The organism is Aestuariibacter sp. A3R04, assembly GCF_018860805.1.
Lineage (GTDB): Bacteria > Pseudomonadota > Gammaproteobacteria > Enterobacterales > Alteromonadaceae > Alteromonas.
The window spans coordinates 705,646-731,215 of record NZ_JAHKQR010000011.1 but is presented as its reverse complement, the minus strand read 5'-3'; the positions used below and the strand labels follow the sequence as shown (position 1 = coordinate 731,215).

The following is a 25,570-nucleotide window of genomic DNA, read 5'->3' as shown; positions in this document are numbered from 1 at the left end:
GAGCTAAATTCTGAGGATTTTTTGAGTTTGACGGAGTTATTTTTCACTGAAACGAAAAACGGCGAGCATCCTGCTCGCCGTTTCCCGAAAGAACTTAAACTTAATTTGTTAAAAAATTAAGCTAATGCGCCTTTAGCCGCGTCGACTAATGCGCTGAATGCTACCTTGTCATGTACCGCAATGTCGGCAAGGATCTTGCGATCGATCTCGACAGATGCTTTCTTCAAACCGTTGATGAAACGGCTGTAAGACATACCATTTTGACGAGCCGCTGCGTTGATACGTGCAATCCATAATTGACGGAATTGACGCTTGCGCTGACGACGGTCGCGATAAGCATATTGACCAGCTTTAGTTACAGCTTGAACCGCTACGCGATAAACACGTGAACGAGCACCGTAATAACCTTTTGCCTGCTTGAGGACTTTTTTGTGACGAGCACGTGCAATTGTGCCGCGTTTTACTCTAGCCATTAATCAGTCTCCTCTCTTATACGTATGGCAACATGCGCTGAACCAATTTGGTATCAGAATCATGAACCAGTTTTTTGCCACGAAGGTGACGTTTACGCTTAGAGCTCTTCTTAGTCAGAATGTGACGTAAGTGAGACTGTTTACTTTTAAAGCGGCCAGAACCCGTTTTCTTAAAACGCTTGGCGGCACCGCTTACAGTTTTCATTTTAGGCATTGCTAAAACTCCGCATTGTTTAATATCGACATTCAGTGTGCAGTCACCGTTTGTCGGCTAATGTTTGCAGCAGGGTGTTTCAAAGGTGCAGAATCTTTGAAAACTTTAGACCGCTACTACCTCTTAATTGGGGCGAGCACCATAATCATCTGACGGCCTTCCACACGACGTGGGAAAGACTCGCAAGTGGCAATGTCTTCCAAATCCGTTTTCACACGGTTGAGTTGTTCAATGCCGATTTCCTGGTGGGCCATTTCACGTCCGCGGAAGCGAATCGTAACTTTGGCCTTATCACCACTCTCCAGAAAGCGACGCAGGTTGCGCAGTTTTACCTGGTAATCGCCTTCATCAGTGCCAGGGCGAAATTTAATCTCCTTGACCTGAATTTGCTTCTGTTTTTTCTTTTGCTCTTTCTGAGCTTTGCTTTTCTCAAAGAGGAACTTGCCATAGTCCATAACTTTACAGACCGGCGGCTCAGCATTAGGGCTGATTTCAACCAGGTCGAGACTTGCTTCTACAGCAGTCTGCATGGCCTCCGCAAGGGAAACAATACCTACCTGTTCGCCTTCTTTTCCGATTAAACGTACTTCGCGAGCACGGATTTCGTCGTTAATGCGGGCTTTGTCGCCCTGAGCCTTAGTATTAGCGCCTTTAATGTGCTATTCCTCCAAAGATTTACAAACAATGCCTGCCCGTTTCTCATGCAGGCAGACCGAATACTGACACACTACCATTATTTAATGGTTTTTTCCGCTATTTCCTTTTGAGATAACTCAATAAATGCGTCTACCGGCATGGAACCTAAATCTTCACCTCGACGGGAACGCACTGCGATATGCCCAGCTTCGACTTCTTTGTCGCCGCAAACCAGCATATAAGGAACACGCTTCAAAGTGTGCTCGCGGATTTTAAAGCCTATTTTCTCATTTCTCAAGTCAGACTTCACTCTAAATCCAGCTTTCTGCAATTTTTGTACAGTTTCTTTGACATATTCCGCCTGATTATCGGTGATATTCATCACCACCATCTGTTGTGGTGCTAACCACAACGGGAAAAATCCAGCAAATTCTTCGGTCAAAATACCGATGAAGCGTTCTAAGGAACCCAAAACCGCACGGTGTATCATCACAGGCACACGGCGTTCACCATCCTCGGCAACATAGGTAGAACCAAGACGGCCTGGCATTGAAAAGTCTAGCTGTACGGTACCGCATTGCCATGCGCGATCCAAGCAATCGTACAAGGTAAATTCTATTTTTGGTCCGTAAAACGCCCCCTCTCCTGGTAGATATTGGAAATCGACTTCTTTTGTTTTGAGCGCGTCGGCCAGAGCTTGTTCGGCTTTATCCCAAATTTCGTCACTGCCCACGCGTTTTTCCGGACGCGTAGACAATTTAACTTCAATCTTTTCGAAACCAAAGGCTTTGTAGGCATCGTAAATCATATCGATACACAATCCGACTTCACTTAGGATTTGTTCTTCTGTACAGAAGATATGCGCATCATCCTGAGTGAAGCCACGCACGCGCATTAAGCCGTGAAGCGCGCCTGAGGGTTCATTGCGGTGACAACATCCAAATTCTGCCATGCGCAACGGCAAGTCACGGTACGATTTCAAGCCCTGATTGAAGATTTGAACATGGCCTGGGCAATTCATAGGCTTAATCGCATATTCGCGCTTTTCAGATTCTGTGGTAAACATGTTTTCAGCATATTTGTCCCAGTGACCTGACTTTTCCCACAATGAACGATCCATCATTAGCGGACCTTTCACTTCATCGTAGCTGTAATCCCTCAACATGTTGCGCACGAACTTTTCAAGTTCAGTGTAAATAGACCAGCCATCGTTGTGCCAGAAAACCATACCTGGCGCTTCTTCCTGCCAGTGAAACAAGTCCAGCGCTTTGCCAATTTTACGGTGATCCCGCTTCTCAGCTTCTTCTAAACGCTGTAGGTAGGCCTTCAGTTGTTTTTTATCCGCCCACGCGGTGCCGTAAATCCGTTGCAACATTTTGTTGTCGCTGTCGCCGCGCCAGTAAGCGCCGGCCACTTTCATAAGTTTGAAGTGATGACAAAACTTCATATTTGGCACGTGAGGGCCACGACACATGTCGATATACTCTTCGTGATGATAGAGCGCAGGACTGTCGTCCTTACTGATATTCTCATCAAGGATTTCCATCTTGTACATTTCACCACGCCCTTCGAACGTGTCTCTGGCTTCCTGCCAACTCACCTTCTTTTTCACCACGTTATAATTGGTTTTCGCCAACGCCAACATGCGTTTTTCCAACGTTAGCAAATCTTCCTGAGTCAGGCTGTGCTCCATATCGACATCGTAATAAAAACCATTGTCGATGGTTGGCCCGATCGCCATTTTGGCATCTGGCCACAGCTGTTTAATCGCATGACCAATTAAGTGGGCACAGCTGTGACGAATAATTTCCAGACCATCATCGTCTTTTGCGGTGATGATTTGTAACGCCGCATCGGTTTCAATCAGGTCGCACGCGTCTACACGCTCGCCATTAACGCGACCGGCAATGGTCGCTTTGGCCAAACCTGGGCCAATGTCGGCAGCGACATCCAATACAGAAACAGCAGAATCGAAAGCGCGTTGGCTTCCATCAGGAAGAGTAATTACAGGCATGTTATATCCTTTACAGTGGTGACGCCTACGATGCGCCACTTGCGTAGTTAAGTTCGAAGCAGGTGGCACTACCACCAGAAGAAATTTTTAATTGTCAGGGACTTCCTCACAAAAAAGAAGGATTATAGCGACTTAAATGGCGTGTGCAACGACATATTCAGCTCCCCTTTCAAGGTTGGGAATAACACAAGCATTTGCCATAATGCAGTCACTCGCCCCAATTGATGTATGTTTGTGAACACGGACAGGCCGTGCTCGGGCGCGCAAGACTGAGTTTCACAATCAAGCAAGAGATTATGTACAACAGGCAGCTACCGATGATTTTACGCGGTTATTTTTCTATCGAGGCGCCCTCGTGGTGTTTCCCCAAACGGTTAGGGGTAATATGGCTTATTTTTGCACCACTGCTTAGTGGGTGCAGTGGTTTTTCCGCGGATGTAGAAGACAATCTTGCTGAATATGTCAGTCGACTGGAGCGGGTTCTGGAGATCAACGTAGACAGGGTTTCTCATACTGCACTACAGGGCTCTCCTCCAAAACGCGCGCTATATAAAAAAGTGGCTAGCGTGGAAATTAACCTCACTGAATTTTACACCTTACAGCAGTGTGAATTAGGCGCCCTCGTAGCACAAAGAAATACCGTACTTGGCAAACAACAGGATGTAGCTGCCCGGTTTCACTACGAGACAAGAATCGCTGATGCTTTGGGCTCCTGCGCTCAGCATGTTAAACACACTCGTCCCGCTTTAGCATCAACACTATTTCAATGGCAAAAAACGAAAATCGGACAACGGGCACTCCACTGGGCAAATCTTATACAAACCAGCGATGAAACACACCTGGCATTTACCCTCAGCCCAGGACTCTTGGAACAACAAGTCAACAAAGATGCCATGGCAGCAATTAACGCCTTGGGGTATTTGTCGAATATTGAGACTCAGTCTCACGGAAGTCTTGCAGAATTAAACCGCCAGTTGAAAATCCTTGAATCCTCACGTCTACCAGCGAAAGTATGGCGTACGCAGCAAACCATTGCCGTTGCATTAAACAATCTCACTCCTGCAGTGCATCAGGCTCTGGAAAACCTTGATTGCCAGCAAGACAGTGAAAAAACAACCATTGCCAGAAACGTGTTTTATTTGTATTTCATTGAAAAAATTCAGCCTGTAGGCAGTATCATTAATGATTTTCATTACAAAATGGAACCGGCAATGGACAGGCTACTCAATGCCGATCTACTCGATATACGCTACAAGGCATACCTGCGCACCTATCATCAGGCCGGGTTTGAAGCCTATAAACTAGCGGTGCAAAACCATGTCCAGGTATGGCAAAATATGCTGTCTCGATGCGGCTTGTCCCCAACCAAACGTTGAAAACAATGTAACTATTACAGGGGCCTTGGCAGTTTTACGGTGTGGATACAACCAAAAATGAACCCAAACCAATAGTGAAAATAAAACTCCCCCAAATGGCATGTTCAACAACCACTACGGGGGTGGATCGGGTTTGGATGTAACGGTAGCCGAACAATCCCCCGCCTATCCACGACAATACCATCGCAATCCAGTTTCCGTATACAAGATGCACCAAACCAAACACGAAGGTACTGATTGCCCAACGGACGTATTTAGACGGCAAGATGCGTTTGTATCGGTGAAAAAAATAAGTGCGGAAAATGATTTCCTGAGGGATCACCGAGACAATGGGGTAAATCAGTAACGTTAACACCCACAACTCTGGCTCGCGAAATGGCCAGGACAAAAACAACTCAGGCGTGAGTAAATAGACTGCCACCGCCAGCAAACAGGCCCAGGGAATGAACATCTTAAACGAAGTTTTCAGGTGAGTAAAAAAATCTTCCCAGTGCCACAACCTAAAGCGCTTAAACTGTTTGTCAGCAAGCAAGACTGCAAGGCAGCCTCCTCCCACAGCGGCTAATATCGGCATGAGATATTCTGCAATTTCTTGCGTCCAATATATTATTGCCAGCGGAAAAGCAAAAAAAACAATGACGAGTTCAGCCCACAAACGAATCACAAAGAAAACTCCCAATCAGAACATTGTGACAATACGATGACAGTATAATAGCTTTTCTCAGATCCTGCGGTGTTTTTTTATCCAAACTCCGTGCCGTTTTTGCATGTGTTTGGTTTCGGTAGTTGGCATAGGCCTTGTTTTCCTTTATTTTGTAAAAAAATCACGGCACGTGGGAAAGTATGGTTAAACGAGACGACTTAATGGGACGCATCGAAGCACAGTTCCCCTCCCTTTCGCCATCAGCCCGGCTAATTGCGAACCACATTCAGCAAAATCCAATGTCAGTCGTATCTCAAAGCACAGCAGACATAGCACGGTTCACCAAGACGTCTAAGGCGACGGTGAGTCGTTTTTTTCGTCAGATTGGGTTTGAATCGCATCAGGATGCAAAAGATGCCATTCTGGCCATGCGGGAGAAAGGCTTACCAATGGCATTAGGGCAGGATGAGCCCGACCACTTTCAAAAAGAATTGCTAAATGTTTCGCGCACCTATGAGGGCTTGAAAGACGCAGCAATAAAAGACGTAGTGGCGTTACTTGCCCACAGCGATCGCATCACGCTGATTGGCTATCGAAATGCTTATCCCCTGGCGCTGCATTTCAGACAACAGCTAAAACAGGTTCGCAGCACTGTGCGTTTATTGCCACAACCCGGGCAAACTCTCGGCGAGGATCTCGTTGACATTCCTGAAAACGAGGTGGTGGTATTACTCGGTTTCAGGCGGCGAACCAAGCTATTTAAGCGCATTATCGACGTACTCGAGCACCACACCACAATTCTGATAACTGACCCAACCGGGCAAATTTACAACAATCGAGTGAACCATCTATTAGTATGCCATCCGGGCCAAACTATGGCCTTCGACAGTTATGCGGCGCCCATGAGTTTGATCTCATTTCTCTCAAACCGAGTATTTGAGACATTGGGCGAAAAAGCTGTCAGACGCGCCACCCGCATTTCGCAAATGTACGATGATCTAGAGGAACTGGAACCTTAACAAGTATTTAGCGTCAAACCTTTTAGTGAAAAAATGCGTAAAAAGAGTCTCATACATGTTGATCACTTTTTAACCTTCATGACACTATTGCTGAACAGCCAATAAAGTAGCTTGTCGCAATGGAAGTGAGAGAAAGGAGCGTTATGCAAACATCTATTATTCCTCTTGAAGAGGTGTCCAGCGTTCTTGCATTTTGGTTTTCTGAACTCGAACCTCATCAGTGGTTTAAAGCAGACACCGGCATAGACAATTTAATTAAGTCCCGGTTTGGAACCGTACACGCAGCAGCAGCCAGTTGCGAATTGTGGCATTGGAGAATTACACCACAAGGGCGATTAGCTGAAATTATCGTGTTGGATCAATTTTCCAGACATATATACCGCAACGAAGCCCGAGCATTCTCCTGCGACGGAATAGCACTGGCACTTGCTCAGGAAGCATTGCGACTGGAAGCCGACAAAGTTCTGGCTGACGCTGAGAAAACGTTCTTGTTTATGCCATTTATGCATTCAGAATCTCTGTATATCCACGATACGGCCATGGAACTGTTTGACATAGACGGGTTGGAAGTTCAGTTGGAATACGAAAAGGAACACAGGGATTTACTTCTGCGATTCGGCCGCTATCCGGCACGAAACGAGGCACTAGGCAGAACATCAACGGCTGAAGAGCGCGCTTATCTAGATAGTATCAGGTAAGCGACACTCCATTGAAAAAGCCCTTTAGTTAATTACCCCTAGCATAAGGTTCAACAGGCAAGCCCTGCGCCTTCCATGCGTTAAAACCGCCCTCAATATGCATCACCTCTTCAAAGCCCATGTCTAATAACGTCGCCGTGGCCAAAGTAGAGCGCCAGCCCGATTGGCAGTACAAAATAAATTGTTTTTCGGCTTTAAATACCGGCTTGTAATACGGACTATCCGGATCGACCCAAAATTCTAGCATGCCCCGTGGAGCGTGAATTGCGCCGGGGATGTGACCCTCTTTTTCGAGCTCCCGCACGTCCCGGATATCCACCAGGACTACATCTTTTTGATAAACGGCTTCATTGGCTTTGCTGGGCGCAAGCCCGTGAATGCGTTCACTGGCTTCCTGCATCATCGCCTTAAACCCTTTTTTCAACGCCATTTTCTTCTCCTGATTCACGGTTATCTCAATCAGCCTACTGCAATGCAGCATTTTTTTACAAATTCATAACACTTATAGTCGTGATTAACTTAATTACTTAAATGAATAAAAATCCCCCGTTTCACTTGACTTGACAGTGAAACGATTGTTTCATAGTTCTTATTCTTAACCACTTGGTCAAGCTGTGTTAATTACTAAAAACCCTTTTATCACCACGAAACCCTTTCAATTTCCCCCTGCACGAGTAGCTGTGCACGCGGCAGGCGGGCCGTTGTGTGGACTTACGCTGGCGGTAAAGGATTTGTTCCACATGACTGGGTTGCCTACCACTGCGGGTAACCCTACGTGGGCAGAAACTCACGGTATACCTCAGCAAACGGCATCTGTCGTAACTCGCCTGCTTGAGAATGGTGCTTGCTATGTGGGTAAAACAATTACCGATGAATTGGCGTATAGCCTGAATGGACAGAACATACATTATGGCATGCCTGAAAACCCAGTAACCCCTGACCGACTGCCCGGAGGCTCGAGCTCAGGTTCTGCGGTTGCCGTTGCCCAGGGAATTGCCGATATAGGCTTGGGTACTGACACCGGTGGGTCAATAAGGGTACCGGCTAGTTATTTGGGTTTATTTGGACTGCGTCCTACACACGGCATTATTCCAACGGACAACATGGTTGCTCTCGCCCCGTCTTTTGACACCGTTGGCGTAATGACAAAAAACCTTGAAACACTGTCAACGGTAATGGATTGCTTGCTACCCAGCAGTTTCGTCGAACAGAACGTTTCTCTGGCAGTGGTAGACGATTTATTGCCTCTGGCCGTGCACAGAGAATATATTCAACAAAGCCTGGCACATATACAAAGAGCCTGGCCTCAACGGCCGCCTAAGCGAATATCTCTACAGCTGAAAAATTGGCCCCTGGCGGAAACCTTCAGGGTACTTCAGGGCGCCGAGATCTGGCAGCAACACGGCGACTGGTTGATGAAATACAAGCCCCGTATTGCTGACGACATCCAGTTACGGCTAAACGATTGCGCCACATTAACGAAACGGGAAGTTGCCTCCGCACGGGCACAACGAGACCGTTTTAACCTCTGGTTTGCAGAGAAAATAAGTCACTCTGTGTTTGTTATCCCCACAACGCCAGGGATCAGCCCACTTATTTCCACATCTGGCAGTGAATTAACTGATTATAGAAAGCGATTGCTGTCGTTAACGGCTATTGCCGGATTATCCGGATGTCCCCAGCTACACTTGCCACTATACGAACACGAGAACGCCCCATGTGGACTCTCTCTTATCGGACCAAGGGGAAGCGATAAACAGCTACTAAAAATAGCGAAAGATTTAACAGGAATCATTTTACATGAAGAACAATAATATGATTGGTTTCACCGCGCCTCATTTTGCAGCATCTCAAGCTGGCAGTGCTATTCTTGAGAAAGGTGGCACTGCTATTGAGGCAATGGTAGCAGCAGCGGCATCCATCGCGGTTGAATACCCGCACATGAATGGAATGGGTGGTGATGGTTTTTGGATCATCAGCGAGCCTGGCAAACAACCTGTGGGTATTAATGCCGCAGGCGTCGCTGCCAGCCAGGCTACACCAGGTTTTTACACCGGTGAATCTTCCATTCCAAGCCGTGGCGGTAAAGCAGCACTCACGATGGCCGGCGCAGTAGCCGGTTGGCAAGCGGCACTCAACATTAGTGCGCAATGGCAGCCTAACATGCCACTGCGCACCTTGTTAAATACCGCGATTAACCAGGCAAACTGGGGAATTGAAGTTACCCAAAGTTTGTCTGACGCCAGTTTTAAAACTTATGATGCGTTATCCGAAAATGAAGCCTTTAGTCAATTTCTTATAAAAGGTAAACCGCTTAAAAAAGGGAAAATTCTCAAGCTACCTCGTCTGGCGGCAACCTTATCTCATTTAGCAGAAGCAGGCCTAGATGATTTTTACCACGGAGAGACCGCCGATAAACTAGCTCGGGATTTAGCAGCCGTAGGCTCCCCCATTACCCGCACCGATTTTACCAATTATCAAGCGAAAATAATGACACCGCTCTGCGTGCAGACCAGCAAGGGTAAGCTATACAATCTGGGCGCCCCCACCCAAGGCGTTGCCTCGCTACTCATTCTGGCTCTGTACGACAAAATCTGGCAGAACGGCAAAACCGATGCAGACATGGTTCATTTGCTTGTTGAATGTACTAAACAAGCCTTTGTCAAACGCAACCTCTATGTAACAGATCCCAGCAGGCTTGAGGTCGATCTGCAGACATTGTTGTCAGAAACTCTTCTCGATGAAATGACCAGGCACATATCACTTGATACCGCCAGTCCGTGGCCACATCCAGCACAACACGGTGACACTATCTGGATGGGCGCTTGTGACGCTGAAGGCCGGATGGTGAGCTATATTCAGTCCCTTTACTGGGAGTTTGGTAGCGGCATTGTAAGTCCATCCACGGGTATTGTGTGGAACAATCGCGGTACGTCTTTTTCTCTGTCACCCGGCAGTAATCAGTATTTACAACCAGGATTAACACCCTTTCATACGCTCAACCCTGCATTTGCTGAACTCAACGATGGCAGGCGAATGAGCTATGGCACTATGGGCGGTGAAGGCCAACCACAAACCCAAGCCGCACTATTCGCCCGTCACGTTTATCACCATCAGCCTATCGACAAAGCCATCAGGTTAGGCCGCTGGCTGCTGGGCAGGACCTGGGGCGACGTGAGCCACAATCTCAAAGTAGAGCGGGACCTTGACGACTATGTGGGCGAATCACTGCGCGCGCGTGGTCACGAGATGGTGGTGGTTGACGCGTGCAACGAACTGATGGGACATGCTGGGGCTATCATTCGAACCGGCAGTGGTAATATCACAGCGGCTACCGACCCTCGAAGTGATGGCAAGGCGCTGGTTTCCCCAGCGCCAGTCATGCGTAAGGACAATATCTGATATGCAGTTCATTTTAGACAATTTATCTATCATTCTGGCCATGATGGGCACTGGCGTTTTTGCCGGTGTTTTAGCCGGCTTACTCGGCGTGGGCGGTGGTATCGTTATTGTCCCTGTGTTGTATTTTTTATTTCAGGCCCTTGGAATAAGTGCTGATACAGCCATGGTTGTGGCCACTGCCACCAGCCTCGCGACAATCGTTCCTACGTCCGTGAGCTCCATTCTCGCGCACAAGAAGAAAGGCAACGTTGATACCGTTCTGCTTCGACACTGGGCAATATTTATATTGGCAGGTGTACTCGCAGGTAGCTACCTGGTAACCAAAATTGATGGCAAATGGTTAACCCTGTTGTTTGGCATCATTGCAACGCTCTCAGCGCTCAACATGCTCATCGGAAAAAAACAGGCCATTACTGAAGGCTTGCCCGGCAATGCAGGACAGAGCGTCATGGCCACCAGTATTGGCTTTTTCAGCAGTATGGTGGGAATTGGCGGGGGGACGCTTACCGTGCCTACGTTGACGTTCTGTAACTACCCGGCGCATCGCGCTGTGGGCACGGCAGCCGCAGTAGGACTCATCATTTCCCTGCCCGCTGCGCTTACCATGCTCTTGGTCGGAACGCCCCCCGAAGACGCGCCGTTTGCGACCTATGGTTTAGTCAACCTGCTCGGTTTTGTTTGCATTGTGCCGCTTACCGTACTGTTTGCCCCCGTAGGTGCAGGTATCGCGAACCGCCTCGATGGTGTATTACTCAAAAGAATCTTCGCTGTTGTGCTCATTATTACCGGCGTAAGAATGCTCGCTCAGTTGTTTATTTAGGAACCTTAATGAAACCACTCACTCTCCCTCCCCGACTTCTCATGGGCCCTGGCCCCATCAACTGCTATCCAAGCGTTTTGCAGGCCATGTCCACACAACTCGTCGGACAATACGACCCCGCCATGACACAGACTATGAACGAGGTTATGGCGCTGTACAGGCGAGTATTTAACACCGAAAACCAACAAACCCTGCTGGTTGACGGTACATCCAGAGCAGGCATTGAGGCCGTATTAATATCTTGCATAGAACCCGGCGATAAAGTCTTAGTACCTGTATTTGGCCGTTTTGGCCATTTGCTTGCTGAAATAGCCCAACGTGCGGGGGCAGACGTTTACACCATTGACACAGAATGGGGCCGCGTTTTTGATCCTGAGCAAATAGAATCAGCAATTAAGCGCATTAAACCCAAGTTGCTTGCCATTGTTCAGGGTGACACTTCCACTACCATGCTGCAGCCTTTAGAGCACATAGGAGAAATATGTCATCAGCACGATGTGTTGTTTTATTCAGATGCCACGGCTTCCATAGGTGGTAACCCATTTGAAACAGACAACTGGGGCCTGGATGCGGTGTCAGTCGGTTTGCAAAAATGTTTGGGCGGCCCCAGTGGAAGTGCGCCAGTTACCCTGAGTGAGCGTTGCGTCGACGTGATTAAAAAGCGTCATCACGTGGAGGCAGGAATCCGCGACGCCCACCATACCGATGCTGAGGGTAGCCGCATTCGCTCAAACTATTTCGACCTTTCTATGATAATGGATTACTGGGGTGAGGAGCGTCTTAACCATCACACCGAAGCAGCATCTATGCTTTTTTGTGCCCGTGAATGTGCAATAACACTGCTGAACGAAGGTCAGGAAGCCGTCATACACAGGCACAAAACTGCAGGTGATGCCATGCTTGCAGGTATTCAGGCCATGTCATTAACGCCATTTGGCGATTTGACCAACAAAATGAACAATGTGGTAGGCGTTGAAATCCCACAACAAGTCGACGGCGAAGCCATCAGACAACAATTGCTCTGTATGTTTAACATCGAAATCGGCACCAGTTTCGGACCGTTAAAGGGTCGTATCTGGCGCATAGGCACCATGGGTTACAACGCGCGTCAGGATGCGGTTCTACATACACTTCAGTCGCTTGAAACCACCCTTAGACGAGCGGGAATGCATCTGCCCCTGGGTGAAGCGGTTGACGCAGCGATGGCGGTATACGGGCAACAAAGCCATGATTAATTACAATGATCTGGCGAAGCTGGTCATGGCCCGTTTAGAGGAACTGGGCAATATCAGCCAATCGACAGACTATCTCGACAGGCGCTATCTGACCCCTGAACACAGGCAGGCAAACAGGTTAGTAGCGGGCTGGATGGGTGAAGCAGGCATGATTAGTTGGGAAGATCAGGCTGGAAATTTGTGGGGGCGTTATGAATGTCTGGATCCGAATGCGCCTCGCTTCATTCTCGGCAGTCACCTTGACACAGTGCCAAACGGCGGTAAGTACGATGGCATGCTCGGCGTAGTGGCCCCCATTTCACTGGTTCATATTCTCAAAGTCACGCGAACGCCGTTACCATTTCATTTGGATATTGTGGGATTTGGTGATGAAGAGGGAACCCGGTTTGGTTCCACATTACTTGGCAGTAAAGCACTTACCGGGAGATGGCCCGATGAATGGGCCAAGCTGAAAGATGAAAATGGCATTAGCTTACCGGAAGCGTTGAAATCGTTCGGCTTAAATTTTGACAACGTCCCTCAGGCAAGTGTGGTGGACACAGGTGTACTCGGTTATCTTGAACTGCACATTGAACAAGGCCCTGTGCTTGAAAAGCAAAACTTGCCAGTAGGTGTAGTTAGTGCCATTTCCGGTGCCCGGCGTTTTGACATAGCAGTTACTGGCATGGCCGGTCACGCAGGTACGGTTCCAATGGCATTGCGTCAGGATGCGCTGGTTGCGGCCAGTGAAATGGTCCTTACTGTGGAAACGCTGGCCCGCGAGCACAATGTGGTAGCTACCGTTGGTAAAATCGAAAACAAACCCAATGGTGTGAATGTTATTTCAGGTCGCACCCAGTTGTCACTCGATATCCGCAGTGAAAACGACGCACACAGAGATGCCGTGTTGGAACAAATTGTGCAGAGTTTCCATCAGATTGCAGCGAGACGGCAAGTTGGCTTGGTCATCAATCAAACCCATACAGCTTCAGCGGTACAGTGTGATCACCGATTGCAGTCGATTTTAAAAAACGCCATCTCAGAGTGCGGTATTCCCACACACACCTTACCATCAGGAGCTGGTCACGATGCCATGGCTATGGCGCGATTATGCCCGGTAGCCATGCTGTTCCTTCGCTGCGACAGGGGGATAAGCCATCATCCCGCCGAAGCAATAAAAACCGACGATGTGGCTGTCGCACTAGCAACGCTGCATTCAACAATAAAACATCTGGCACATTAACAAGGGAGTCTCTCATGAAAATAGCGCGTATTTATAACGATGCCGAGGGGAAAAGTCATTTTGGTGAAGTAGATATTCCGCTCTCCGATGGTGGCCCCATTGGCTTGCTGTCTGAGCGCTTTGACGCAGGCACAGTCATTTTCAGAGAAACGCCCAGTGACTACGATTTTAAATGGCATCCTGCACCAGCACGTCAACTGCTATTTATTATCAAAGGGCGGGCTGAATTTAAGGTTAGTAACGGAGAGCGCCACGTCTTTGGCGCTGGCGATGTACTACTACTGGAGGATACCAAAGGCGAAGGGCATTGCAGCCGCGCAATGTATAACGAAGTACGCCATTCCATTTTTGTTACCCTGCCCGACGATGTCACTTTCGATTAAGTTTATCAAGTTAGTCACGCCCTTCCCAGAATAAAGGGCGCTTTTCCCTATTTTGGGGCACCGCCCCCCCTATTAGTGCACTACGTTGACTTTTCGCCAATACAACTCCCTGTGCACACAACAAAAGCATTAGCAAACATAAACTTAAAAACTGTCTCCAATCAGACCAAATGGTCAGACATTTGCAACATGCATTAAAAAACTGATTGTAGAGTGAGACTAACTTGCGACTTTTCTGTGTGTTTTTTATTAGCTTATTATCCCTTTTCACCAACGCCGGTACTATGGACAGCTGGTTTCGGGATTTTAAACGCAGCGCTACGCCCACACAATTGTATGCGTTTCTTCATGCCATGCCTAAAGGAGGCGATTTACATCACCACCTTACAGGTTCCGGGTACCCACAATGGTGGTATGCGCTGGCTACTGATAAAGACAGTAACGGTGGCTATGAATACTATACCCGAGTAAGTCCCTCCTTGTGTCAGGGTCTTTCACCGGATACGTTTGGGCCCGACAACCCATTCATGCTGTTTCGCACTGTACAAGCCTCTACGTGGCGTCGGCTCCCGGATTGCGAAAAAACACACTACCGTTCGTTATCAGCGCTATCAGACGAACAAAAAGCGGCTTTTTTAAACAGTGTCCGGCTTGATAAACAACACGAAGGTCGCAACGAATTTTTTGAAACACACTGGCAACGACTTAATGAACTGACCAGGAATCCATACATTGTCGGTCAGCTATTAGTGAAAAATATGCAGGCTTACCAGACCGAAAATGTGCGCTACCTGGAAACCCAGGTTAACGTGCATGGAATGATGGATGCAACGGGCAGCCCCCTAAGTGCAGAAACAGCGCTATCCATTTTGCTTGAAGCGCTAAACAGTCCGACAGCTAAAGCGACAGGCGTAACGGTTAAATTTCAGTATGCGTTATTGCGCTTTCTTCCCAATGCAGAAGAACAACTTGCAACCATTTATGCCTTTGTCGATGGCCATCGGAAAGATTACGTGGGCATTAATATGGTAGGCCGGGAAGATAACGACAAGGGTCACCCACTTCGCTTTTTACCTGCATTGAGAATGTTGAGACACAAGTATCCGGCCATTCCATTAGCTTTCCACGCCGGGGAAGTTGATGAACCTAATCATCACGTACGTGACACCCTGTTGTTGGGGGCTGACCGAATTGGTCATGGCCTGAATACCATCACGGATCCGGAGACGCTTTTGCTCATGCGTCACGGCCCCTACCTTATAGAAATCAACCTTATCAGTAATCTATTACTCGAATATGTAGAAGATTTTCAGTCTCACCCGTTTGGAGAGTACCTGAGGTTGGGGATCCCGGTGGCATTGTCAACAGACGACCGAGGAATGTGGGGCGCAACACTGACTGATGAATTCTATGTCGCAGTCAGGGCCTTCAACCTGTCATGGACGGAATTGCGCACGCTAACAGAAAATAGCATCGAGTACAGTTTTTTGGCAAAGCCACAAAAATATGCCCTGAAGAGCTCTCTCTCTGCTTCCCTGGACGAATTTGAAGACAAGGCTCCACAGAGTAATTTCATTAGTGTGTCAGTGCCAACGGACAGGTTTATTTGCCGTCGTGAACCCTCTCTTTGTTCAGCGCCAAAGGAATAACCTATGTCACAGCACACGTTACTTTACGGCCTGGATGACAAACCCGGAACACTTACCTGTCTAACAGCAGCGAGCCAACACCTGCTGGCTAGCTTTATTGGTGTGGTCACGCCAACACTTATCATTGCCGGAGCGCTGGATTTGGCATCTCAGATACCTTTCCTGATCAGCATGGCTTTATTTGTCTCCGGGCTGGGTACATTTCTGCAAACCAAGAAAATCGCCGGCATAGGCAGTGGCCTTGTCGCAATTCAGGGTACCAGTTTCGCATTTGTCAGTACCCTTATTTTAGCTGGCGTCAGCGTCAGAAATCGAGGCGGTTCCGACGCTGACGTTATGGCCATGTTACTGGGGATCTCTATGGCTGGCGCCATGGTGGAAATTGTGCTCAGTTTGTTTATTCACAAATTAAAACGACTGCTCAACCCATTGATAACTGGTATCGTCATCACGTCTATTGGCTTGTCACTCATCAAAGTTGGCATGACTGACCTTGCCGGAGGATTTGGTGCACCAGACTTTGGTGACAGCACCCATTGGCTTGTTGGCCTTCTGGTGTTGCTGATCATTATTTTTCTCAATGCTGCGTCCAATCACTGGCTCAGGCTAAGTGCAATATTTGTCGGCATGGTGGCTGGCACGCTGCTTACCTGGTTTATAGGGGATCTGCAATTTTCTCACCTTGCCAACTTACCTGTGTTCGCTATTCCCACGCCTCTTAAATATGGCCTTGACTTCGATGTCAGTTTATTTTTACCGATTGCACTTATTTACGTTTTTAGCGCATTAGAAACGGCGGGTGATCTCACGGCCAACAGTCTTTTTTGCAAGCAGCCAATAGCGGGACATATCTATATGAACCGCATAAAAGGTGGCATTTTGGGCGATGGTGTGAATTCTGTTATTGCCGGGCTGTTTAACACCTTTCCCAATACTACGTTTGGACAAAATAATGGTGTTATTCAACTCACAGGAATCGCCAGTAGAAAGGTGGGACTCTACATCGCCGGATTATACATAACGATGGGTATCTTCCCGGTTATTGGCGGTGTACTACAAAGTGTGCCAAAAGCCGCATTAGGGGGCGCCACGCTAGTCATGTTTGCCATGGTAGCGGTGGGGGGATTAAACATTATGATGCAGCAGCCTTTCACTCGCCGCAACAGTTTGATCATCGCCGCTTCCCTTGGACTGGGCATGGGCGTCATGATGGTACCCGATTCATTGCACACCGTACCTGCCTGGTTAGCAAGTATAGTATCTTCACCAGTTACCGTGGCCGGCGTTACTGCCATCTTCCTCGATACTCTGTTGCCCAATGGGTCTGCGCCCCCCCTCGAAACGACAAAAAAAATGACGACAACGGCGATTGTCCCTCCTGAAAAGGGCAAGTCGCCCACGAGCTGATGCACACAATGGAGCAAGCGCACCAGCAAAGTGCAGAAAGTAAACTAGCCGAAAGGTGTTTCTTACAACTAAAGTTTTACCCACTGACAGAAATACAAAATAAAACAATAAAAAACAACAAGATAAAAATATCACCATTGTTGACCAAGTGGACAACTATTTGGCATTGAATGTGCTATTCAGAGTCAGGACATTTTCAAAAAGCCCGCAGAGGCAATAAGTATTAAATCAGAGGAACAACATGAAACACACTTTATTTGCGGTTTCCCCGCTGGCCAGAGCAATTGCGTTTGGTCTCGTACTGTCGCCAGTTACGGCACTTGCACAAGACGCCAATGAACCCAGTGACGAGGAATACGAAAAAATTGAAGTTACCGGTTCGTTGGGCAGCCTCCCGGGCCAGGATGTTGAAGCTGTGTTTGGCTTTGGTAAATCCATACTGGAAACGCCCCGCTCTGCCTCTACAATCAGTGATGAGCAAATGGCCCGATTTAACGTGTCAGACATCGATGAACTCGTTGCCTTCGCGCCGGGTACCTTTACGCAATCTTTCTTTGGTGTAGCCGGTTCTCTTGATGTTCGTGGAACACCTGGTGAAACTTACTTCCGCGGCGTAAAACGCTTGGACAACCCAGGGAACTACCCTACTCCCATCGGCGCATCGAGCCGCATCGACATTGTTCGTGGTCCGGCTTCACCTATTTATGGTCCGGCAAAAATTGGGGGCTACCTCAACTTTAACCCCAAATCAGCTCGGGCATCGTCAGGGCAGTACTTATCTGAACCCAAAGGCGCCATGAGCTATACCCACGGTAGCTGGGATAAGAGTATTGTCACTGCTGAAGTTGGCGGCCCCGCCACAATTGCTGGCAAGGAGATGGGATACTACATTTATGGAGAAGTTGAAAACTCAGGCAGTTTCTATGAAAACTCCGCCACAGACCAATCTATTTTGCAAGCTTCGTTCAATATGGATATCACTGATGATTTACGCATTGAATTCGGGGGAATGTATCACAAATACGATGGCAATCAGGTAGCAGGTTGGAACCGCTTGACACAGGAGTTGGTAGATAACGGTACTTATATCACAGGTACAGCTCAACCACTGGACACCGACGGTGACGGTTCTATTTCTCACGATGAGTACGGAGCGGTAAACATCGCTGGTGAAAGTTTCTTCTACGTGCCAGCCTCTTCCTTTACCGATTCTGAAGCCACGCCGTTAATGGCATTGGAAAACGTGGGCTCTACAACTCTTGATCCCTCCCAAACCTTGGTAGCACCGGATGACAGACTGGAAAACGAAACCAGCACTCTGTATTTTGATGTCATTTACTACGCCGATAGTTGGGAAGTTAAAAACCAGTTATTTTACGATGCCTATGACAATATTAACGAAAACGCCTACGGATTTTCCCAGTTCCACGATAGCTGGGTAATTGAAGATAAACTGGTGTTTTCTACTGAAATTGAAACCAATTCACTATTGGCACAATTTCAGGTTTCTCCCTCATTGCGTTATACCGACTTTCTTCACGGGGACGACTTCACATACGAGTATTTCAATCGTCGGGATTTAACTATGCCGTCTTCTGCGCTGGATAGACGTGAATTGTCAACGAGAATCGGCAAAAACTTCGACAATTACGATGAAGGTAACTACCTGGATCTCGGTATCGCAGCGATGACAGATCTCACCTGGGATTTCGGCCTGAACCTGGTTTTGGGTGTGCGCTACGACACCATCGACATTGAAAGTACTTCCCATGTGAATCTATTGCTCGGCTCAGATGGAACTGAAGCACCAGTAACAGAAAAAGAAACCGTTGACGGCGTTTCCTGGAATGCGAGCATCTCATACAAAACGCCATGGGGACTCATTCCCTATATAACTGCAGCAGAGCAAGCAACCCTGGTTGCAGGGCAAGGCGCTGAAATTACCATCGATCAATTAAACAATGACGACGGCAGCGGCGCCTTCGATACCTCTGATTTATTCGAGTACGGAATCAAAGGCTCGTTTCTTGATGACAGTCTTTACTTCGCCCTATCGGTATACGAACAAGAAAGAACCGACTATAACAGCCAGGCAATCGTGACAAACGCCACTACGAAAAACGAAGGTGTTGAATTTGAACTGCGTTGGGTAGTGAACGACAACTTAGTCGTTTCAGCAGGCTACACCAACCTGGAAGTGATTAACCTCACTGCTCTGGAAGAGGGAAACCAGTTCGGCTTTTTGGGATTGGAAGATTTAGTTAACCTTGAAGATCCTTCTTTAGTACTAGGTGGTAACGTTATCGGTCTTAATCTGGTTGGTGAAGGCACGAGCAACCCGGATGCACAGAAGGCCGGTATACCAGAAAATATTTATACCTTAACCGCAACCTATGATTTCCAAAATGGCTTTGCCGGCAGTGTCAGCGTTATCGATGCTGACTCCACAAAATCGGGTTTCTCTGGTTCCGTTGAATTACCGGCTTACACGTTAGTAAATGCAGGATTGTCGTATCAGACTGAAAACTGGGATGTTAACTTCACGGTTAAAAACTTAACCGATGAGCGGTATTTCCGTGCCAACTTCCCTGACCTGTTTGGCAGCCAGATTGTTTTGCCTGAACTTCCCAGGCATTTCAACGTGAAATTTGGTTATAAATTCTAAACAAACTTGAAAGGTTGAAACGGCATGCTTAGCATGCCGTTTTTCATTGGAGAGCTATTTGTGAAAGCGCTTTTTACATTCATCTTATTATACACAGGCTGTTATTCCAGCACCTTTGCTGCCCCTTTAAAAGTAAAAGCCGTGGTGGTGACCATGTTTGAAATCGGCGAAGATGAGGGCGACAAGGCCGGCGAATTCCAAATGTGGAAAACCCGCTATGGCCTTACTACCCGTTACCCGCTACCACACGGTTTCCACGATATCTATGCCAATGACGAAAAAGGCGTGTTGGCTATAGTTACAGGCATGGGTACCGCCCGGGCTTCAGCTGCCATTATGGCACTGGGTTTAGATGACCGCTTCGATTTAACCCAGGCCTACTGGCTGGTGGCAGGCATTGCTGGCATGGATCCTCAGGACGGCACCATTGGGTCGGCGGTGTGGACCCGTCATCTGGTAGACGGTGATCTGGCACATGAAATCGATGCAAGAGAAATTCCCGAAAGCTGGCCAACCGGTTATTTTCCGTTGTTCTCCCATTCCCCCTACCCAGCCGCTAATGGCACACAAAAGGCGCACAATGGAGAAATGTATACGCTCAACACTTCACTTGCACAATGGGCTTATTATTTAACAAAAGACATCGAATTGATGGAAACTGAAGCCATGGCCAGCCTGCGTGCACGCTATAAAAAATACCCTAATGCACAGACAGGGGCTAAAGTTATGATTGGCGATCACCTCGCCGCTGCAACCTTCTGGCATGGCAAAAAAATGAACGACTGGGCCAATGCCTGGGTAAAATTCTGGGTGGGCGATGACGGAAATTTTATCACCTCGGGAATGGAAGACACAGGTAGCTTTCAGGCCATGCAATACCTGCACAACGCAGGTTTAGTTGACAAAAACCGCTTTATGGTCCTCAGAACCGCCAGTAACTTCACTATGCAGCCCCACGGACTTACCGCCGCTGAAAATTTAAAATTGGAAAGTTCAGGCGCGGGTTATGCCGGAATGGTACCATCGCTGGAAGCCGCCTATAAAGTGGGTAGCACAGTGATCAACGAAATCGTGGAGAACTGGCATAGTTACCAAAAACAAATACCTGCAAAGTAAGGATTTACTGAAGTAACGCCCTATTTGTCGCGAGCCTGAGGCGCGGGTGTTTTGCAGTTAAACCGGTGAACCTGTTTGCTCAAGTAGCTTATCGACTGCATTGCACCACGTCCGCTTCTCTTCATCCGTTAAAAAGCTGGCCGCAAAACTGTTTTTTACCAGTTGGGCACATTGGGAATGAGTCAGCCCCAGCGCGTTGTGAAGTGCAATAAAATTGTCATTTAAAAAGCCCCCAAAATACGTAGGATCATCTGAGTTTACCGTTACCATTAACCCTGCATTGAGTAAGTCGACAATGTTGTGCTCAGTCATGTCTTCAATAACACATAACTTCAAGTTACTCAGCGGGCACACAGTAAGGGGAATTTTACGGTGCTTTATCAAGGACATAAGTTCAGCATCTTCTTGACACCGAACCCCGTGATCGATGCGATCTACGTTCAACAGGTTAATTGCCTGCCAAATATATTCTGGCGGCCCTTCCTCCCCCGCGTGAGCGACTAGCTTAAAGCCGGCTTCTCTGGCCATACTAAAAACCCGCTCGAATTTTTCGGGCGGGTGATCCAATTCTGAACTATCTAACCCCACTGCGTGAATATTGTCATACCAGGGCTCTGCATTTTTTAAAGTCTCTATGGCTGCCGCTTCAGTTAAATGGCGCAAGAATGACATGATCAATTTAACGCTCATACCGCGGTTTTCTTGTACATCCCTAATGGCGCGCAGAAATCCCGGCATAAACACATCAAACCCAACGCCTCTGTTGGTGTGGGTTTGCGGGTCAAACATTATTTCAGCGTGAACAATGTTGTCCCGATCACAGGCGTCGAGGTAATCTTTCATAAGACGATAAAAGTCGTCCTCATCACGCAACACATCGGCGCCGGCATAATACAAGTCGAGAAAACTCTGTAAATCTGAAAACTGATATGCCTGTTCTATTTCTTCAACTGAATTATACGGCATGGAAATGCGATGTTTTTGCGCCAAGTTCCACATGAGTATTGGAGACAAGCTACCTTCAATATGTAAGTGCAATTCAGCCTTAGGGAGTGCCTTTATTAACGTTATTATTGACATATTCTTTTCCTTAATGACGTTTTCCACGACGAAACGGTAACGTCTACCTAAATAAAGCGGCAATGCGTTTTACCAGTGTAGCAAGTCTAACCAGTGACAAGGGTGTAACGCCAGAGTTGGATTTACAAATCATTAGTTCGACAAATTATCCAAACCGCGTATTTTTAACGCACCAAACAAACGCAAAGTACCAATTTGGTGCAAAATAGCAGCTCCCCGCTATTCCCATACGATTTTACTCGCCCAAGTTTGGTATACTTTTCATTTGCAAGTTTATGAATTTAAAATGGCTTTTCTTTTGGTCGAGCATAAAAAACCTAATTAAATCAAATAGCGCGACAATTACCTTCTATCATGAACTTGAATTATAAGCATAAAACACACCATTCCTGACTAGATGGTCAGGATATTGCTAACTCGTGTGTAGTATTAATCAGATCACTTCAACAATCCAGAGAGAACCCATGTCACACGCCTTATTGGACCGCTTGTTTAAATTACAAGCCAATGGTACATCCCTCAAAAAAGAAGTCATTGCAGGCATGACGACCTTCGCCGCGATGTCTTACATACTTGTTGTTAACCCTGGGATCCTTGGCCTATCCGGCATGCCAGTCGCAGGCCTTATTACGGTGACGGCCCTCGCCGCATGCCTGGGAAGTATACTCATGGCTGTGATGACAAACTACCCTGTGGCACTTGCCCCAGGTATGGGTCTCAACGCATTTTTCACCTTCACTATCTGCTTGAACAGAGAAGTGCCCTGGGAAGCAGCCCTTGGTATCGTATTTTGGAATGGCATGCTGTTTTTACTGCTTACCCTTACTGGCGTGCGCACTAAAATAGCAGAAGCAGTGCCACCGTCGTTAAAGGTTGGCGTACAATGCGGAATTGGGCTTTTCATTGCGTTTATCGGCCTTAAAAACGCAGGATTGGTAGTAGACAACCCCGCCACCTTTGTCAGCCTCGGAGATCTCTCAGACCCTGCAGTTATGTTGGCACTCGCTGGGATCTTATTGACTATTGTTGTGGTGATGCGCAATATCACCGGCGGCATTTTGCTCTCCATCATTCTACTGTCTGTGGTGGGGGCTTTCATTCCCACAGAAAATGGCTTTCTCACTCAACACCCGGATGCCATATTCGGATTACCCGATCCAATCAGCGATACTTTTTTTGCTATGGACATCTGGTATCCCATCGAGCATTTTTCCGAAACATGGGACCTCATATTCGCCCTGATGTTTGTCAACATGTTCGATACTATCGGCACCTTAATTGGTGTATCGCGCAAAGCGAACTTACTGAACAAAGAAGGGAAACTGCCTAAAATTGGCAGTGCCATGACGGCCGACGCATCCGCCAGCGTAGTGGGTGCTGCACTGGGTACGTCTCCTGTCACCAGCTATGTTGAATCTGCCGCGGGTGTATCTGCTGGTGGACGCACCGGGCTTACAGCCATGATTACCGCCTTGTGTTTTTTACTCGCGTTATTCCTCACCCCACTAATGAAAGTCATTCCGTTAATGGCCACCACGCCGGCGTTATTAATGGTAGGTATTTTAATGATGGACTCTATCAGGCAACTCGATTTCGATGATTTAGGTGCGCTAGCAACAGCCTCAGTTGCTTTGCTGGCCATGCCGCTTACATTCAGTATTTCAGAAGGAATTGCGTTGGGGTTTATTACCTACGTTGTCACAATGGCAGGTAGCGGTCGCTATAAACAGGTGAGTAAAATTACCTATGTCCTGGCATTGGTATTTCTGCTCCGCTACATCTTCGATTTGAAATAAACGACTAAACCCGCTGAGTGTCAATGCCAAATCAGCGGGTTAATATATTCTCAAGCGTTAATCGCCTTAATCAGATGTAGACGGCTGAAATGGGAAGTGTGTCTGCCAGTGCCTGGCGATGTCTTCTCTTGTTGCCAACCACACTTTGTCATGACTTTGCACATATTCTATAAACCGTCTTAACGCAGCTATCCTGGCTGGTCGCCCCACCAAACGGCAATGCAAACCTACAGATAGCATTTTGGGTTTGGTTGCCCCTTCTTCATAAAGTACGTCAAACGCGTCTTTAAGGTAAGTAAAGAACTGCTCACCACTGTTAAACCCCTGAGGCGTGGCAAAACGCATATCATTGGTATCCAACGTATATGGCACCATAAGCAAAGGGGCGCCATTTTGCGTATCGTAATAGGGTAAGTCATCAGCATAGGAATCCGCACAATATAAAATATCATTCCGTTCAGCAATTAGCTTTAAGGTATTTGGGCTCGTCCTGCCGGTATACCATCCCACCGGTTTTTTGCCCGTCAGTTTCTCGTGTAATTTAACTGATGCGTCAATTTGCCTGCGCTCGGTTTCAATATCCATGTCCTGATAATGTATCCAGCGCATGGCATGGCTTGCAATTTCCCATTGTGCATCAAGCATCGCCTGAACGGCTTCAGGATGGCGTTCAAGGGCCATGGTGACGCCGAAAACGGTTACCGGTATTTGCTTTGCGGTCAACAAGCGATACAACCGCCAAAAGCCAGCCCGGCTGCCGTATTCATAAATAGACTCCATACTCAGGTGACGCTCAGCATACGCCTGCGCGCCCACAATTTCAGACAGAAAAATTTCTGAATGCGTATCGCCGTGTAATACGCAGTTCTCCCCACCTTCTTCGTAATTCAGAACAAATTGCACCGCTATTTTGGCATTTCCCGGCCATTTAGGATGGGGGGGCTGCGCACCATAGCCCTTGAGATCTCTGGGGTAAACACTTGTTGATTGGCTCATTTTAAAGCGATCCTGTATTTTTCCGGCACCGACAAGCCACAGCCATTGAGAATCAGTGTCACCAGATGACGAGTTGCCTCTGTAAAGTCGGACTTTTTCATTTTTCCACCGCGAAGACGGGTAATTTGTGTCGAGAAATCAGCGTAATGCTGCGTACTTGCCCAAATATTGTAAAGTAGATAATGGGGATCTACCGCTAACATACGGCCTTGGTCAATCCAACCCTGAATAATTGCTATTCGACCCTGCATCCACTCTTTGTGCTCATCGTTAAAGTAGTGGTTTAAGTTTGGCGCACCGTTAATGATTTCCATAGCAAAGATTTTCGATGCCAGTGGATGAGTGCGAGACAACTCCATTTTTTCAGCAATGTAATGGGACAATACGATAGCGGGATCATCGTTTACCGTTGCTAAATCAAAGGTAGAATTCCACAAACTCAAGGTTTGCTTCAGCACGGCAAGATACAAATCTTGTTTGGTTTTAAAATAATACAATACATTGGTTTTTGGTAAACCTGCCAAATCGGCAACTCGCTGGACTGACGTCCCTTTGAACCCATGAGAAGCGAAGGCTTTCTCCGCCGCTGCCAATATAATGGTTCGGTTACGGGTTCCTACACTGGCGTCCAATTTAGATGTCTGAGCCATAACGACTTCATATTCCTTTTTTAACTGCGTCAAACCTGACTATTCAGTCATAGTGCCATAGTTACGTAAAAGTCGA

At 47.5% G+C, this 25,570-nt stretch carries 23 protein-coding genes; 14 read left to right on the top strand and 9 right to left on the bottom strand.

Annotation, left to right across the window (positions count from 1 at the left end; genetic code table 11):
* Positions 1-116: 116 nt before the first annotated feature.
* From rplT to thrS, 4 genes are all read right to left on the bottom strand, one after another.
* Positions 117-473: a 50S ribosomal protein L20 gene (gene rplT, locus KO518_RS12660; RefSeq protein ID WP_216026176.1), complete on the bottom strand. Its 357-nt coding sequence runs from the start codon at positions 471-473 to the stop codon at positions 117-119.
* A gap of 16 nt (positions 474-489) precedes the next feature.
* Positions 490-687, bottom strand: coding sequence for a 50S ribosomal protein L35 (gene rpmI, locus KO518_RS12655; RefSeq protein WP_012518091.1), 198 nt, complete (start codon positions 685-687; stop codon positions 490-492).
* Positions 688-803: 116 nt separating this feature from the next.
* Complete coding sequence (infC, locus tag KO518_RS12650; protein ID WP_216026894.1) at positions 804-1,343, bottom strand: translation initiation factor IF-3; 540 nt, start codon at positions 1,341-1,343, stop codon at positions 804-806.
* A gap of 77 nt (positions 1,344-1,420) precedes the next feature.
* The gene (gene thrS, locus KO518_RS12645) at positions 1,421-3,337 is read right to left on the bottom strand and encodes a threonine--tRNA ligase (protein ID WP_216026175.1); all 1,917 of its coding nucleotides are present in this window, start codon (positions 3,335-3,337) and stop codon (positions 1,421-1,423) included.
* A gap of 317 nt (positions 3,338-3,654) precedes the next feature.
* Here thrS and KO518_RS12640 point away from each other — a divergent pair, with 317 nt between their 5' ends.
* On the top strand, positions 3,655-4,713 hold the full coding sequence (locus KO518_RS12640) for a DUF3080 family protein (RefSeq protein ID WP_216026174.1): 1,059 nt from the start codon (positions 3,655-3,657) through the stop codon (positions 4,711-4,713).
* Positions 4,714-4,747: 34 nt separating this feature from the next.
* On the opposite strand, the gene KO518_RS12635 is transcribed toward KO518_RS12640, so the two are convergent.
* On the bottom strand, positions 4,748-5,377 hold the full coding sequence (locus KO518_RS12635; RefSeq protein ID WP_216026173.1) for a CPBP family intramembrane glutamic endopeptidase: 630 nt from the start codon (positions 5,375-5,377) through the stop codon (positions 4,748-4,750).
* Between the two features lie 179 nt (positions 5,378-5,556).
* Between KO518_RS12635 and KO518_RS12630 the strand changes: the two genes are divergently transcribed.
* Complete coding sequence (locus KO518_RS12630) at positions 5,557-6,375, top strand: MurR/RpiR family transcriptional regulator (protein ID WP_216026172.1); 819 nt, start codon at positions 5,557-5,559, stop codon at positions 6,373-6,375.
* 143 nt (positions 6,376-6,518) lie between these two features.
* Positions 6,519-7,073, top strand: a complete 555-nt coding sequence (locus KO518_RS12625) for a DUF924 family protein (RefSeq protein ID WP_216026171.1) — start codon at positions 6,519-6,521, stop codon at positions 7,071-7,073.
* 28 nt (positions 7,074-7,101) lie between these two features.
* Here the strand turns inward: KO518_RS12625 and KO518_RS12620 are convergent, their stop codons facing one another.
* A complete protein-coding gene (locus KO518_RS12620) occupies positions 7,102-7,503 on the bottom strand; it encodes a rhodanese-like domain-containing protein (RefSeq protein ID WP_216026170.1) in 402 nt (133 codons plus the stop codon).
* Between the two features lie 250 nt (positions 7,504-7,753).
* Here KO518_RS12620 and KO518_RS12615 point away from each other — a divergent pair, with 250 nt between their 5' ends.
* The 10 genes from KO518_RS12615 (at position 7,754) to KO518_RS12570 (ending at position 20,972) form a co-directional block, all read left to right on the top strand.
* Positions 7,754-8,887 (top strand): amidase, encoded by a 1,134-nt coding sequence (locus KO518_RS12615; protein WP_216026169.1) that lies wholly within the window; start codon positions 7,754-7,756, stop codon positions 8,885-8,887.
* A complete protein-coding gene (locus KO518_RS12610) occupies positions 8,874-10,475 on the top strand; it encodes a gamma-glutamyltransferase family protein (RefSeq protein WP_216026168.1) in 1,602 nt (533 codons plus the stop codon). Before KO518_RS12615 ends, KO518_RS12610 begins: the two co-directional genes overlap by 14 nt.
* A 1-nt stretch (position 10,476) precedes the next feature.
* The gene (locus KO518_RS12605) at positions 10,477-11,295 is read left to right on the top strand and encodes a sulfite exporter TauE/SafE family protein (RefSeq protein ID WP_216026167.1); all 819 of its coding nucleotides are present in this window, start codon (positions 10,477-10,479) and stop codon (positions 11,293-11,295) included.
* An 8-nt stretch (positions 11,296-11,303) separates the two neighbouring features.
* Positions 11,304-12,530: an alanine--glyoxylate aminotransferase family protein gene (locus tag KO518_RS12600; protein WP_216026166.1), complete on the top strand. Its 1,227-nt coding sequence runs from the start codon at positions 11,304-11,306 to the stop codon at positions 12,528-12,530.
* The gene (locus KO518_RS12595) at positions 12,523-13,752 is read left to right on the top strand and encodes an allantoate amidohydrolase (RefSeq protein ID WP_216026165.1); all 1,230 of its coding nucleotides are present in this window, start codon (positions 12,523-12,525) and stop codon (positions 13,750-13,752) included. The genes KO518_RS12600 and KO518_RS12595 overlap by 8 nt, the downstream gene beginning before the upstream one ends.
* A 14-nt stretch (positions 13,753-13,766) precedes the next feature.
* Positions 13,767-14,135, top strand: coding sequence for an AraC family ligand binding domain-containing protein (locus tag KO518_RS12590; RefSeq protein WP_216026164.1), 369 nt, complete (start codon positions 13,767-13,769; stop codon positions 14,133-14,135).
* Between the two features lie 284 nt (positions 14,136-14,419).
* Positions 14,420-15,784, top strand: coding sequence for an adenosine deaminase (locus KO518_RS12585; RefSeq protein ID WP_216026163.1), 1,365 nt, complete (start codon positions 14,420-14,422; stop codon positions 15,782-15,784).
* Between the two features lie 3 nt (positions 15,785-15,787).
* Positions 15,788-17,191: a uracil-xanthine permease family protein gene (locus KO518_RS12580; RefSeq protein ID WP_216026162.1), complete on the top strand. Its 1,404-nt coding sequence runs from the start codon at positions 15,788-15,790 to the stop codon at positions 17,189-17,191.
* 241 nt (positions 17,192-17,432) lie between these two features.
* Positions 17,433-19,856: a TonB-dependent siderophore receptor gene (locus KO518_RS12575; protein ID WP_216026161.1), complete on the top strand. Its 2,424-nt coding sequence runs from the start codon at positions 17,433-17,435 to the stop codon at positions 19,854-19,856.
* A gap of 33 nt (positions 19,857-19,889) precedes the next feature.
* Positions 19,890-20,972, top strand: coding sequence for a purine nucleoside permease (locus KO518_RS12570; protein WP_252736111.1), 1,083 nt, complete (start codon positions 19,890-19,892; stop codon positions 20,970-20,972).
* A gap of 57 nt (positions 20,973-21,029) precedes the next feature.
* Here the strand turns inward: KO518_RS12570 and KO518_RS12565 are convergent, their stop codons facing one another.
* Positions 21,030-22,052 (bottom strand): adenosine deaminase, encoded by a 1,023-nt coding sequence (locus KO518_RS12565; protein WP_216026159.1) that lies wholly within the window; start codon positions 22,050-22,052, stop codon positions 21,030-21,032.
* A 464-nt stretch (positions 22,053-22,516) separates the two neighbouring features.
* Here KO518_RS12565 and KO518_RS12560 point away from each other — a divergent pair, with 464 nt between their 5' ends.
* Entirely contained in the window at positions 22,517-23,848 is a 1,332-nt protein-coding gene (locus tag KO518_RS12560) for an NCS2 family permease (RefSeq protein WP_216026158.1), read from the top strand.
* Between the two features lie 66 nt (positions 23,849-23,914).
* On the opposite strand, the gene puuE is transcribed toward KO518_RS12560, so the two are convergent.
* Together puuE and KO518_RS12550 are read right to left on the bottom strand one after the other, a co-directional pair.
* Complete coding sequence (gene puuE, locus KO518_RS12555; protein WP_216026157.1) at positions 23,915-24,844, bottom strand: allantoinase PuuE; 930 nt, start codon at positions 24,842-24,844, stop codon at positions 23,915-23,917.
* Positions 24,841-25,494, bottom strand: coding sequence for a TetR/AcrR family transcriptional regulator (locus KO518_RS12550; RefSeq protein ID WP_216026156.1), 654 nt, complete (start codon positions 25,492-25,494; stop codon positions 24,841-24,843). The genes puuE and KO518_RS12550 overlap by 4 nt, the downstream gene beginning before the upstream one ends.
* Positions 25,495-25,570 lie beyond the last annotated feature (76 nt).

Excerpts from the sequence above, each read along its gene's own strand:
- rplT (WP_216026176.1), bottom strand. The coding sequence starts at position 473 with ATGGCTAGAGTAAAACGCGGCACAATTGCACGTGCTCGTCACAAAAAA.
- rpmI (WP_012518091.1), bottom strand. The coding sequence starts at position 687 with ATGCCTAAAATGAAAACTGTAAGCGGTGCCGCCAAGCGTTTTAAGAAA.
- thrS (WP_216026175.1), bottom strand. The coding sequence starts at position 3,337 with ATGCCTGTAATTACTCTTCCTGATGGAAGCCAACGCGCTTTCGATTCT.
- KO518_RS12640 (WP_216026174.1), top strand. The coding sequence starts at position 3,655 with ATGATTTTACGCGGTTATTTTTCTATCGAGGCGCCCTCGTGGTGTTTC.
- KO518_RS12630 (WP_216026172.1), top strand. The coding sequence starts at position 5,557 with ATGGTTAAACGAGACGACTTAATGGGACGCATCGAAGCACAGTTCCCC.
- KO518_RS12625 (WP_216026171.1), top strand. The coding sequence starts at position 6,519 with ATGCAAACATCTATTATTCCTCTTGAAGAGGTGTCCAGCGTTCTTGCA.
- KO518_RS12620 (WP_216026170.1), bottom strand. The coding sequence starts at position 7,503 with ATGGCGTTGAAAAAAGGGTTTAAGGCGATGATGCAGGAAGCCAGTGAA.
- KO518_RS12610 (WP_216026168.1), top strand. The coding sequence starts at position 8,874 with ATGAAGAACAATAATATGATTGGTTTCACCGCGCCTCATTTTGCAGCA.
- KO518_RS12605 (WP_216026167.1), top strand. The coding sequence starts at position 10,477 with ATGCAGTTCATTTTAGACAATTTATCTATCATTCTGGCCATGATGGGC.
- KO518_RS12600 (WP_216026166.1), top strand. The coding sequence starts at position 11,304 with ATGAAACCACTCACTCTCCCTCCCCGACTTCTCATGGGCCCTGGCCCC.
- KO518_RS12595 (WP_216026165.1), top strand. The coding sequence starts at position 12,523 with ATGATTAATTACAATGATCTGGCGAAGCTGGTCATGGCCCGTTTAGAG.
- KO518_RS12590 (WP_216026164.1), top strand. The coding sequence starts at position 13,767 with ATGAAAATAGCGCGTATTTATAACGATGCCGAGGGGAAAAGTCATTTT.
- KO518_RS12585 (WP_216026163.1), top strand. The coding sequence starts at position 14,420 with ATGGACAGCTGGTTTCGGGATTTTAAACGCAGCGCTACGCCCACACAA.
- KO518_RS12580 (WP_216026162.1), top strand. The coding sequence starts at position 15,788 with ATGTCACAGCACACGTTACTTTACGGCCTGGATGACAAACCCGGAACA.
- KO518_RS12575 (WP_216026161.1), top strand. The coding sequence starts at position 17,433 with ATGAAACACACTTTATTTGCGGTTTCCCCGCTGGCCAGAGCAATTGCG.
- KO518_RS12570 (WP_252736111.1), top strand. The coding sequence starts at position 19,890 with ATGCCGTTTTTCATTGGAGAGCTATTTGTGAAAGCGCTTTTTACATTC.
- KO518_RS12565 (WP_216026159.1), bottom strand. The coding sequence starts at position 22,052 with ATGTCAATAATAACGTTAATAAAGGCACTCCCTAAGGCTGAATTGCAC.
- KO518_RS12560 (WP_216026158.1), top strand. The coding sequence starts at position 22,517 with ATGTCACACGCCTTATTGGACCGCTTGTTTAAATTACAAGCCAATGGT.
- puuE (WP_216026157.1), bottom strand. The coding sequence starts at position 24,844 with ATGAGCCAATCAACAAGTGTTTACCCCAGAGATCTCAAGGGCTATGGT.
- KO518_RS12550 (WP_216026156.1), bottom strand. The coding sequence starts at position 25,494 with ATGGCTCAGACATCTAAATTGGACGCCAGTGTAGGAACCCGTAACCGA.